Source organism: Sorangium sp. So ce448, assembly GCF_051520915.1.
GTDB lineage: Bacteria > Myxococcota_A > Polyangia > Polyangiales > Polyangiaceae > Sorangium > Sorangium cellulosum_B.
The window spans coordinates 6,089,143-6,100,986 of the sequence record NZ_CP150343.1 but is presented as its reverse complement, the minus strand read 5'-3'; the positions used below and the strand labels follow the sequence as shown (position 1 = coordinate 6,100,986).

The 11,844-nt window shown below is 71.3% G+C and carries 8 protein-coding genes; 6 read left to right on the top strand and 2 right to left on the bottom strand.

Annotation, left to right across the window (positions count from 1 at the left end; all coding sequences use genetic code 11):
* Positions 1 to 40 precede the first annotated feature (40 nt).
* The 3 genes from WMF45_RS22965 (at position 41) to WMF45_RS22955 (ending at position 3,701) form a co-directional block, all read left to right on the top strand.
* Entirely contained in the window at positions 41 to 1,642 is a 1,602-nt protein-coding gene (locus WMF45_RS22965) for a pectinesterase family protein (RefSeq protein ID WP_437718984.1), read from the top strand.
* Between the two features lie 70 nt (positions 1,643 to 1,712).
* A complete protein-coding gene (gene uxuA, locus WMF45_RS22960; protein ID WP_437718983.1) occupies positions 1,713 to 2,786 on the top strand; it encodes a mannonate dehydratase in 1,074 nt (357 codons plus the stop codon).
* Positions 2,787 to 3,311: 525 nt separating this feature from the next.
* Positions 3,312 to 3,701: a hypothetical protein gene (locus tag WMF45_RS22955; RefSeq protein ID WP_437718982.1), complete on the top strand. Its 390-nt coding sequence runs from the start codon at positions 3,312 to 3,314 to the stop codon at positions 3,699 to 3,701.
* Positions 3,702 to 3,953: 252 nt separating this feature from the next.
* Here the strand turns inward: WMF45_RS22955 and WMF45_RS22950 are convergent, their stop codons facing one another.
* Both WMF45_RS22950 and WMF45_RS22945 read right to left on the bottom strand, forming a co-directional pair.
* The gene (locus WMF45_RS22950; protein ID WP_437718981.1) at positions 3,954 to 7,628 is read right to left on the bottom strand and encodes a hydantoinase B/oxoprolinase family protein; all 3,675 of its coding nucleotides are present in this window, start codon (positions 7,626 to 7,628) and stop codon (positions 3,954 to 3,956) included.
* Positions 7,629 to 7,708: 80 nt separating this feature from the next.
* Positions 7,709 to 8,008, bottom strand: a complete 300-nt coding sequence (locus tag WMF45_RS22945) for a hypothetical protein (RefSeq protein ID WP_437718980.1) — start codon at positions 8,006 to 8,008, stop codon at positions 7,709 to 7,711.
* Between the two features lie 119 nt (positions 8,009 to 8,127).
* On the opposite strand from WMF45_RS22945, the gene WMF45_RS22940 reads away from it, so the two are divergent.
* The 3 genes from WMF45_RS22940 to WMF45_RS22930 all read left to right on the top strand — a co-directional run bounded on the left by WMF45_RS22940 (position 8,128) and on the right by WMF45_RS22930 (position 11,844).
* Positions 8,128 to 9,114 (top strand): Rpn family recombination-promoting nuclease/putative transposase, encoded by a 987-nt coding sequence (locus tag WMF45_RS22940; protein WP_437718979.1) that lies wholly within the window; start codon positions 8,128 to 8,130, stop codon positions 9,112 to 9,114.
* Between the two features lie 157 nt (positions 9,115 to 9,271).
* Positions 9,272 to 10,081, top strand: a complete 810-nt coding sequence (locus WMF45_RS22935) for a hypothetical protein (RefSeq protein WP_437718978.1) — start codon at positions 9,272 to 9,274, stop codon at positions 10,079 to 10,081.
* Positions 10,082 to 10,242: 161 nt separating this feature from the next.
* Positions 10,243 to 11,844, top strand: a complete 1,602-nt coding sequence (locus WMF45_RS22930) for a protein kinase domain-containing protein (RefSeq protein WP_437718977.1) — start codon at positions 10,243 to 10,245, stop codon at positions 11,842 to 11,844.

Below are 11,844 nucleotides of genomic sequence, written 5' to 3'. Positions count from 1 at the left end.
TTGCCAGGCCGCGCAGCGCCTTGATACCCTGCGCGGCGACATGATCCGCTCTCGACTTTTTCTCTTCGGGCTCCTCGGTCTGTGTTCGATCGCCTGCGAGGGCGCTGGGACGGCGGACGATACAAGCGCCGAGGCGTCCAGCGGCGCCTCGACGACCGGCGCCTCGACGTCCGGCGCTTCGACCAGCGGCGGATCGACCGGCGGCGGGTCGGCCAGCAGCGCGGCGTCGGGCGGCGGCGGGTCGACCAGCAGCGCCGCATCGGGCGGAGCGGGAGCGGGCGGCGCCGGCGCGGCCGGCGGCGGCGAAGGCACCGGCGCGAGCCAGGGCGGCGGCGGCGCGGCCCCGGTCGATCTCCCTGACGGCGTGAGCGCGCTGTTCCCCGCGCCGGGCGCCCGGGGGCTGTGCCCGGATCCGCCGCTCCGCATCACGTTCCCCGGCGCGCCGAAGCTGGGCAGCGCGGGCGCCGTTCGCGTGTTCAACGCCGCCCGGCCGGGCGCGGCGGTCGCGACGGTCGACATGGCCTCGATGACCGTGAGCGCCACGATCGGCGGCCGGACGTTCAACGTACCTCGCCCGGTGTACGTGGACGGCAACGATGCTGTCGTGTCCTTGCCGTCGCGCGCGCTCGACTACGGCCAGTCCTATTACGTCACGGTCGACCCCGGCGCCATCGTCCCCCCGGGGGGCGGCTCGTTCGCGATCGCGGACGCGACGGCGTGGCGCTTCGACACGGCGGGCGCAGGCCCGTCGAGCGTCTCGTCGCTCGATGTCGCGCTCGACGGCTCCGGCGACTTCTGCTCCGTGCAAGGCGCGCTCGACGCGGTCCCGGCGAACAACAGGGACAGCGTGCTCATCACCGTTCAGCGCGGGACCCACCACGGGGTCGTCTACTTCGAGGGCAAACACAAGATCACGCTGCGCGGGGCCGATCGCAAAGGCACGGTCCTCTCGGGTACGAACAACAACAACCTGAACCCGAGCACAAGGGGGCGCGCGCTCGTCGGCGCAGACAAGGTGAGCGACCTCATCATCGAGAACCTCACCATCCACAACCTGACGCCGCAGGGCGGCTCCCAGGCGGAGGCGCTGCGGCTCCAGGACTGCGACAGGTGCGTCGTGCGCGACGCCGACATCCTGAGCCTCCAGGACACGCTGCTCTGGTCCGGGCGCCTCTACGCGGACAACTGCACGATCTCGGGCAACGTCGACTTCGTGTGGGGCACGGGCGCGGCGTATTTCAACCGGTGCGAGATCAAGACGGTGGGTCGATCCGGCTACATCGTGCAAGCGCGCAACGGCGACGCCGGCTACGGCTATGTCTTCGTCGACTCGCGCATCACCAGCGACGCAGGCATCACGGGGAGCACGCTGGCGAGGATCGACGTGAGCCAGTATCCGGCGAGCCACGTCGCGTACGTCAACTGCACGCTCGGCAGCCACATCTCGCGGGCGGGGTGGACGATCACGGGCGGGGCCGCGCCGCGCACCCTCCGCTTCTGGGAGTACCAGAGCCGGGACGCGGATGGACGCCTCATCGACACCAGCGGGCGTGTCGCCGGATCCACGCAGATCTCCGCGCAGCAAGCGGCGATGATGCGCGATCCAGCGACCGTGCTCGGCGGCTGGAACCCTCCGAACTGAGCCGGCCGCGCGGCGCATCGAACCCTGAGCTCTGCACGGGATGACCCGTGACGCTGGAAGGACCGGAACGATGAAGATGACCTTTCGCTGGTACGGCGAGAACGACCCTGTGAAGCTCGAGTACATCCGTCAGATCCCGGGCATCTACGGCATCGTCTCGGCTATTTACGATGTGCCTGTGGGCGAGGTGTGGCCGGTCGAGCGGCTGCAGGCGCTCAGGGCGCGCGTCGAGGGCGTCGGCCTCCGGTTCGAGGTGGTGGAGAGCGTGCCGGTGCACGAGGACATCAAGCTCGGCAAGCCGACCCGCGAGCGGCTGATCGAGAATTTCTGCCAGAACATCCGCAACTGCGCGGCCGCCGGCGTGAAGGTGATCTGCTACAACTTCATGCCGGTCTTCGACTGGACCCGCACCGAGATGGCCAGAGAGCTGCCCGACGGCTCGCTGACCCTGGCCTTCGACGCGGCGGCGGTGGCCGAGATCGACCCGGAACAAGGCATCTCGCTGCCCGGCTGGGACTCGAGCTACAAGCCGGAGCAGCTCCGCGCCGTCCTCGACGAGTACAGGAACGTCCGCGAAGAGGCCCTGTGGGCGCACCTGGAGTACTTCCTCCGGCGCATCATCCCGGTCGCCGAGGAGGCCGGCGTCCGGATGGCCATGCACCCGGACGACCCGCCCCGGCCGATCTTCGGCCTGCCGCGCATCGTCAAGAACCGCGACGACCTGATGCGCCTGGTGAAGACCGTCGACTCTCCCGCCAACGGCATCACGCTGTGCTCCGGCTCGCTGGGCGCCGATCTGTGCAACAACATCGTATCGCTGGTGCGCGAGTTCGGCGGCATGGGCCGCATTCCGTTCGGGCACCTGCGCAACGTGGCGGTCCAGGAGGACGGCACCTTCTTCGAATCTGCCCACCTGTCCTGTGAGGGGTCGCTCGACATGGCCGCCATCGTGAAGGCCTACCATGACGTCGGCTTCGACGGCTATGTGCGCCCGGATCACGGCCGCATGATCTGGGGTGAGACCGGCAAGCCGGGATATGGGCTGTACGACCGCGCGCTGGGGCTCGTGTATCTGAATGGTCTGTGGGAGGCCACGTGCAAGCTCTCGCCCGGACCCGCCGCCAAGGCGCCCGCCGTCGGATGAACGGGTGAGCGGGCAGGGGAGGCGGGGACGCCGGCCACGGCCGGGGGTCCGTCGCGGACGCCGACCCCCCCCGGCCGTGACATATCACTTCCCGTCCCGCGGAGGCTAAAGTGTCGGCACCGTGCCTGCCACGACCCTCGACGACGCCTACCAAGCCCTCGAACTCAAGGCGCTCGGTCCCGATGCCCCGGTCTACGTGCAGACCCTTATCCCGGTCGGCAAGGGGCGCCAGCTGCTCCCGCTCGCGCGGCTGCGGGGCCAGCTCCTCAAGTCGAACGAGCGGGACCGCTTCTTCCTGTCGGGGCATATCGGCAGCGGCAAGAGCACCCAGCTCAAACGGCTCCTCGCCGATCCCGACATCCAGCGGCGCTTTTACGTCGTCGCGTTCGACATCGAGCCGGAGCATCAGCCGAGCCTCGCGTCACACGAGCTCTTGTTCCTGATCGCCGCGCAGCTCTACGCGCGTGCCAGCGGCGACAAGACGCTGGTGAAGTTCGGTCCGGTTCGGTCGAGCGGCTCGATGCGTTGCTGGACGACGCCACCCGCGCGGCGGTGGCTCACCACCTCCCCGGCGAGGCAGCGTGGATCGCCGGTCTCCGGCTCTGGTACGCGGTCCAACGCGGCGCAGCGGTTGCCGATGCCGAGGAGGCGCTCGAGGCAGCCTTCGCTCGATCGGGCAGCGTCCTCGTGCAAGCCGAGGTGCTCCTGCGCGTCGGGCGCGGCGCCGGGCGGCGCGACCTCGTGGGTCGCGCCCGGCGCATCTACCACGCGCTGCCCTGGCCCGAGCGCGAAGGCGCGTGTCTCGAGGCGCTCGGCATGCCGCAGGTGGCGCGCGATCGGTACGAGGCGTTTGGGCTGCGGCTCGCGGCGCTGGCCGTCGATCGGAACCCCGAGCCCGCGCCCGTCGACGCGTGAGCGGCGGCTGGTACTGCGAGTCAGAAATCCTGCCAGTGCGCTCGTTTGCGAATGAAGAGAGATTTTAACGCAAAGACGCAAAGACGCAAAGACGCAAAGACGCAAAGACGCAAAGACGCAAAAAAGAAAAAGACTCTTCTTCAGGTTCGCGCCTTTGCGCCTTTGCGCCTTTGCGTTGAAATCTCTCTCTGGATCCCTGGTCAGACTCCTGGTGGGCAGAACTAATCGAAAGAGCGATCGCCCGCCGCCTCCTCACCCTGCCTCCGGCGCTCCGTACCCGCCGCCCCCCGGCGTCTCGATCACGAACACATCGCCGCTCCCCATCTCGACCGATCCGATGTGCCCCAGCACCTCGACCGAGCCGTCCGCGCGCACCACCAGGTTGCGCCCGGGCGCGCCCGCCCGCCCGCCCGCCAGGCCGAACGCGGCCGTCGAGCGCCCGTTTGACAGGATCGATGCCGTCATCGGCTCCAGGAAGCGCACGGCGCGCGTGCCGCCGTTCCCGCCAGGAAAGCGCCCGGCCCCGCCGGAGCCCTCGCGGATCTCGTAGCGATCCAGCCGCACCGGGAAGCGGTGCTCCAGCACCTCCGGATCCGTCAAGCGCGAGTTCGTCATGTGCGTCTGCACGACGCTCGTGCCCGCAAACCCGCGCTCGGCGCGCGCGCCACCGCCGCCGCTCCCGCCGATCTCGATGCCCGCCCCCGAGCCGCCCGAGATCGTCTCGTAGTACTGGAGCCGCTCGTTGCCGAACGTGAAGTTGTTCATCGTCGGCTGGCTGCTCGCGAGCACGCCGAGGGCCCCGTACAGCGCGTTCGTGACGCAGGTCGACACCTCGACGTTGCCGGCCACCACCGCGGCCGGGGGGCGCGGGCTCAGCATCGAGCCCTCGGGGATGACGACCTCGATCGGCTTCAGGCAGCCCGCGTTGAGCGGGATGTCGTCGTCCACGAGCGTGCGGAAGACGTAGAGCACGGCGGCCATCGTCACAGCGCGGGGCGCGTTGAAGTTGTTTTCCATCTGCCCGGACGTGCCGGTGAAGTCCACGACCGCGGCGCGGCGCTCCCGGTCGATGCGGATGGCCACCTCGATCGTCGCGCCGTTGTCGAGCGGCAGCGAGAAGCGCCCGTCGTGGAGGAGCGCCGGGTCGAGCCGCGCGATCGCGAGTCGCACGCTCTCCTCGGCGTTGTCCTGCACGTGCTTCATGTAGGCCTGCACCGTCGGGAGGCCGAACTGCGCCACCATCGCGGCGAGCTCCTGCGCGCCCTTCTCGTTCGCCGCGATCTGCGCGCGCAGGTCGGCCAGGTTCTGCTGCGGATTGCGCGCCGGGTACGGCCCTCCGCCGAGCAACGCCAGGAGCTCCGCCTCGCGGAGCCGCCCGGCCTCGACCAGCTTCACGTTGTCGAGCAGGACGCCCTCCTCCTCGATCGTCCTGGAGAACGGCGGCATCGAGCCCGGCGTGATGCCGCCGATGTCCGCGTGATGGCCGCGCGACGCCACGTAGAACAGCACGCGAGGCCCCGCCTCGTCGCCCTCGTCCCACACCGGCGTGACCACCGTCACGTCCGGCAGGTGGGTGCCGCCGCGGTAGGGATCGTTGAGCGCGAACACGTCCCCCGGCTTCATCCCCGGGTTCCGCGCGATCACGGTCTTGATCGACTCGCCCATCGAGCCGAGGTGCACCGGCATGTGCGGCGCGTTCGCGATGAGGCTGCCCTCCGCGTCGAACAGCGCGCACGAGAAATCGAGCCGCTCCTTGATGTTGACCGAGTGGGCGGTGTTCTGGAGCCGCAGGCCCATCTGCTCGGCGATGTTCATGAACAGGTTGTTGAACACCTCCAGCATCACCGGGTCGACCTCGGTGCCCACCGCGCGCCGCTCCGGGCGCGGCGCCACCCGGGTGAGCACCATGTGGCCGAGCGCGGTGATCTCGGCCCGCCATCCCGGCTCGACGACGGTCGTCGCGTTGGCCTCGGCCACGATGGCCGGCCCGTCGATCACCGCGCCGCGCCCGAGCCGCTCGCGCCGGTACAGCGCCGCGTCGTGGAGCGCCCCCTCGGCGTACATCCTCACCCGGGCGTCGGCCTCGGGGCGGTGCGGGCGCGCCTCCGCGGGCCGCTCCTCGGCGGCCTCGCCCGGCCCGATCGCCTCCACGGAGACGCTCTCCACGACGAGCGCCCTGTCCGGCATCAGGAACGCGAACCGCCTGCGATAGGCCCCGTCGAAGGCGGCGCGGATCGCCTCCGCGCTGCCGTCGGGCACGACGAGGGCGGTGTCGGTGCCCTCGTAGCGCACGTGGACGCGCCGGACGAGCCGCACCCGCTCCGGCGAGAACCCTTGCCCCACGAGCTCGGCCTCCGCGTCGCGGCCGATGCGCGCGAGCGCCTCGCGCGCCGCGGAGAGCCCCGCCTCGTCGAGGCGCCGCTCCACGGCCGCCTCGCGGATCGCGCTCTGGTCCGAGAGGCCCATGCCGTAGGCGGACAGGACCCCGGCGAGCGGGTGGACGAAGACGCGGCGCATGCCGAGCGCGTCGGCCACCGCGCACGCGTGCTGGCCGCCGGCGCCGCCGAAGCATTGCAGGGTGTACTGGGTGACGTCGTGCCCGCGGGCCACCGAGATTTTCTTCACCGCGTTGGCCATGTTCGCGACGGCGATCTGCAGGAAGCCCTCGGCCAGCTGCTCCGGCGTGATCGGGCGCGACGTGTCGCGCTGCACGTCGGCCGCCATGGCCCGGAAGCGCTGCTCGACGACCTCGCGGTCGAGCGGCGCGTCGGCGCCCGGGCCGAACACGTGCGGGAAGAACTCCGGCTGGATCTTGCCGAGCATCACGTTCGCGTCGGTGACGGCCAGCCGCCCGCCGCGGCGGTAGCACGCCGGCCCCGGGTTCGCGCCGGCCGACTCCGGCCCCACGCGCAGCCGCGCGCCGTCGAAGCCGAGGAGCGAGCCGCCTCCCGCGGCCACGGTGTGGATGCTCATCATCGGCGCGCGCATCCGGACGCCGGCCACCTGCGTCTCGAAGGCGCGCTCGAGCTCGCCGGCGTAGTGCGACACGTCGGTCGAGGTGCCGCCCATGTCGAAGCCGATCACCTTCTCGTGCCCGCCCGCGAGCGCGGTGCGCACCATGCCGACGATGCCGCCCGCCGGGCCGCTCAGGATCGCGTCCTTGCCCTGGAAGCGGCCGGCCAGCGTCAGCCCGCCGCTCGACTGCATGAAGTAGAGCGGCACGCCGGGCATCTGGCTGGCCACCTGCTCGACGTAGCGCCGCAGGATGGGCGACAGGTACGCGTCGACCACCGTTGTGTCGCCGCGCGAGACGAGCTTCATCAGCGGGCTCACCTCGTGCGACGCGGAGACCTGGGTGAAGCCGACCTCGCGCGCGATCTCGGCCGCCCGTCGCTCGTGCGCGGCGAACCTGTAGCCGTGCATGAAGACGATGGCGCAGGCGCGGATGCCGGCCTCGAACGCCTCCGAGAGCGGGCCGCGCAGCGCCTCGCCGTCGAGCGGCAGGGCCACCTCGCCGCGCGCGCCGACGCGCTCGCGGGCCTCGACAACGCGCTCGTAGAGCAGGTCGTGCAGCGCGATATGACGATCGAACAGGCGAGGGCGGTTCTGGTAGCCGATGCGCAGCGCGTCGCGGAAGCCGCGCGTCGTGACCAGCACGGTGCGGTCCCCCTTGCGCTCGAGCAGCGCGTTCGTGGCCACCGTGGTGCCCATCTTCACGCACTCGACCTCGGCGGCAGAGATGACCTGACCGGGCGCGAGGCCGAGCAGGCGGCGGATCCCCTCGACCGCCGCGTCGGCGTACTGCTCTGGGTTCTCCGACAGGAGCTTGGCGGTGGTGAGCGAGCCGTCGGGCCGCCGGGCCACGACGTCCGTGAACGTGCCTCCGCGATCGATCCAGAACTGCCACTTGTGCGAGGTCGAGGTCATGGAACCCACTCCTTGCCGGCCGCCTCCTTCGCCGCGCTCCGCGCGGTCCTGCCAAGCGGAAGGGCGGCAAGACTAAGTTTTCATTGAATAATCTTCAACCATCGGGAGGGCGGCCCCGCCCACTCCGCTGAAAGCTCGCCGCGTCCCGGGAATTGCTGTCGTGTACGTAAAATTGGCATCTCGGCTTGATGGAGGTCCTTGCCGTCGGCCCGCTCCCCGTGGCCGCGCTCCTCTGGCAGCCGCCGGGCGCGTGGATGTTCACGTTCGTCTGCGAGGCCACGTTCGGGCCGCGGCAGCGCGCCGGTCCGCTCGCTGGTGGCCCGGCTCTCCGTCGCCGAGATCGACAAGTCGATCGAGGTCGTGTGCGACAGGATGCTCACGAAGGACGGTGCGTCGCGCGAGCATGAATTACGGAGAGCCGTTCTGATTCATTCGCAAAAGAGCTTGGCGAAGAAATGGTGTCTGTGACCCGCGCATGAGTCATGGTGCTGCCCGACCCATGCAGATCAACGCGCATGATGCGCTGTTCAAGGCAGCTTTTCCCCAGGTTGAGCACGCGGCGGGGGAGCTGCGGCAAGCGCTGCCGCCCACTCTCTCGGCGCGGATCGACTTCGCGGCGCTGCGGCTGCGCCCCGGGAGCTTCGTGGATGAGGCGTTGAAGGAGCGACAGAGCGATCTGCTCTTCTCGGCGTCGATGGGCGAAGCCCGCGTGCTCCTGTATCTCCTATTCGAGCACCAGAGCACGGTGGAGCCGCTGATGGCGTTCCGGCTGCTCCGGTACATGGTGCGGATCTGGGAGCACCACCTCGCGGAGCACCCGGGGTCGAAGCGCCTGCCGGCGATCTTGCCGGTGGTGCTGCACCACAGCGAGACGGGATGGACCGCGGCGACGTCGTTCGAGGACCTGCTCGATCTCGACGAGGGCGCGCGGGCCGTGATGGCCGACCATGTGCCGCGGTTCCGGTTCGTGCTGGACGACATCAGCCAGGAGGGAGACGACGCGCTGAAGGCGCGGGCGATGAGCGCGTTCTCGCGGCTGGTGCTGTGGTGCCTACGGCACGGGCGGGAGCCGGACGAGCTGCTCCGGCAGCTGGGGAAGTGGCTCGACCTGGTGAACGAGGTGCGGCGCGCGCCGAACGGGGTGGAGGCGCTGCGGGCGATATGGCGGTACATTCTGGCGACGAACGAGCGCGACGAGGCGGACGAGGTCCTGCAGCGGCTCCTGGCCGCGGCGGGAGAGCCCTGGAAGGAGGAGATCGTGTCGGCAGCCGATCAACTGATGGAGCGCGGCAGACAGCAGGGATTGCGGGAGGGGTTGCGGGAGGGGCGCTGCCACATGCTGCTGAAAGTGCTCGGCGCCCGGTTCGGCGCGCTGCCCGACGACGCCGTGGCGCGGATCAACGCCGCCGACATCGCGGTGCTCGATCGATGGTCCGAGCGCGTGCTCACTGCGCCGACGCTCGCGGAGGTGCTGAGCGAGCCCTGAGGCTGAGGCGCGTGTCGCCGGCCGCGCGCAAGGGGGCGCCGCCTCCACGACCCCATGGCCGCGTACGCCCGCCCGGGAACCGGCGTTCAGCGCTGTACAACCGTTCGTGCGGCGTGATAAGCGCTCGAGCAGCCCTCGAACGAGAGGATCTGCTCGAATGTCCAGCAAGCAACCTCCTCCGCACATCACCGCCGCCCACGCGGCGGGGCTGGCCGCGCTGCTCGGCGCGACGGACGCTGCCGCGGAGAACGAGCGCGCGGGGAGCGCGGAGCGGCACTTCGAGCGGTCACGAGGGGTGCGGTCAGCGCGACCCGGGCCGCGCGCGAAGCCCGCCGCTGGCCCGCTCCTGCCGGGCGGCAGGTCGAACACGGGTAGCGCGCGAGAGTACGTGTGCGCCGCGCCGACGCGCTCGCCGGTGCTGAACGCGTTCCTGAGCGAGCTCGGCACGGAAGGCGAAGCGCTCGTGCCGGCGAACGTCCACGTCTTCGACGAGCACACGCTCGCGCCCAGGCTCGTCGAGCTCGCGCGCCAGCGGGTGGTCTCCATGCTGCTCGCCGTGGGCAGGACCGAGGTGGCCCTGACCCTGGCGCAGATGCCGTCGATCACCAACGAGCGCGCCGCGCGGCTCTTCATGAGGCAGGCGGTCCACGTCGGCGGCGATCTCGGGGCGATCACGGGCGACTACGCGCGGCACTACCGGCGCTCGGGGGCGCCGGAGCGCGACGACCAGCGCGCGGGCTGCATCATGGCCGCGTTCGCGGGACGCCTGAGCGCCATGGCGGAGAAGCTCCTCGGCCCGCACGTGCGCGCCGAGCTGCGCGCCGCCCTGGAGGCGCTGACGTCGCAGGGCAGCCCTCCCGCGCGGCGGGCGCGCGCGAGCGATCTCCGCGCGCCGCAGGCCGCCGGGCGAGGCGCCCCCGCGGCGCGCGACGCCGCGAGCTCGGCGGCACGGCCAAGGCGCAAGTAGGCGGCGCGCGGCGATCCGGTCGAGCCGCAAGCGAGCGGCGCGCGGTCCGGGTCGGATCCTGTTGCGGTGGGCCCGTTCGTTTGCTTCGTTGGGCGCGAGGCGCCCCGGCTGCTCGACGATGAGCCCCCGGGGCGCGCGTTCCCAGCGAGAGGCCGAGGCTCATGAATTCGCTCGCAGAAGGCAGCGTCGTCGCCGGTAGATACCGCCTCGAGCGGATGCTCGCGCGGGGCGGGATGGGGGCGATCTGGGTGGCCCGGCACCTCCAGCTCGACGCCACGGTCGCGGTCAAGCTCATGGCGCCCGAGTACGCTGCCTCGTCCGCCGCGCGGGCGCGCTTCGAGCGCGAGGCGAGGGCCGCGGCGCAGCTCAAGATACCGAACGTCGTGCACGTGCACGACTATGGTCTCGAGGGCGACACGCCTTTCCTCGTGATGGAGCTCCTCGACGGCGAGGATCTCGAGACGCGGCTCTCGCGGGAGGGGCGCCTCTCCACCGCGGCCACGCTCGGCGTCGTCACGCAGGTGTGCAAGGCCCTGCGTCGCGCGCACGAGGCGGGGATCGTCCACCGCGACCTCAAGCCCGCGAACCTCTTCCTCTCGCGGCAGGACGAGGACGAGCTCGTCAAGGTCCTCGACTTCGGGATCGCCAAGGCCCAGGGCACGCTGCTGGCCGGCAACGAGACGAAGACAGGCACGCTCGTCGGCTCGCCCTACTACATGAGCCCTGAGCAGGTGCGCCGCAGCAAGACCCTCGACTGGCGCAGCGATCTCTGGTCCGTCGGCGTGATCGCCTATCGCTGCCTCACCGGCCGTCTCCCGTTCCCGGGTGAGGAGATCGGCGAGGTGTTCGTGGCGATCTGCACGGAGGACGTCCCCCTCGCATCCAGCGTCGTGCCGGAGCTCGGACCCGCGGTGGATGGGTTCTTCGCGCGGGCGCTCGCGCGCGACCCGGCGCATCGGTTCCAGGGCGCGAGCGAGCTCGCCGAGGCGTTCGGCGCGGCGGCCTCCGCGGCGGGGTCGGAGACCCGACCTCTCCAGCCGTCGGTTCCCGCGGAGGGCCCGCCTCCGCTGCTCGCCGTCCCCGGCGGCGCGCCGGCGGCGAGCCCAGATGCGATAGGGGCGCGTCCAGACGCGTCAGGGGCGGGTCCAGATGCGATTGGGGCGGGTCCAGATGCGATTGAGGCGCGTCCAGATGCCGCGAGCCCTGGAATGATGGGACCGAGCCCAGGCACGATGGGCGCCGCCTCCAGCGAGTCAATGCCCACGCTGCGGAACCAGGCAGGGTCCCCCTTCCACGGCTCTCCGAGCGGTGGCGCCTCGGAGGGCGCCGCGCCGGCGTTCCATGGGTCCATCAGCACGTTGACGTCGGCAGGAAACACCCTCGCCCCGCGGAAAGGCGACAGCCGCCGCGCCTGGATCTCGCTGGCCCTGGGCGCGAGCGCGCTCGTCCTGGGGCTCGTCACGTATGCGGTCCTTCGCGCCTCCGCGCCGGACGGCGAACCGGCGTCGCGGCCCGACCCGGCGGCCTCGCCTGCCTCCGCGCCCGCGCTGCCCGCCGCCGCGCCGTCAACCGCGTCACCGGAGCCTCCGCCGCCCTCCCACGGCGCGACGGCCGCGCCGGGCGCGACAGCAGCCCCCGAGGCCCCGACCAGCGCGTCCGCGCCCGTGCACACGCCGCCGGCGGTGTCATCGTCCGCCAGAAAACGGGCGCCGCTGCCCCCGAGGCCCCGGATCCCTCGGGACGATCCCACCGATCACATGTGA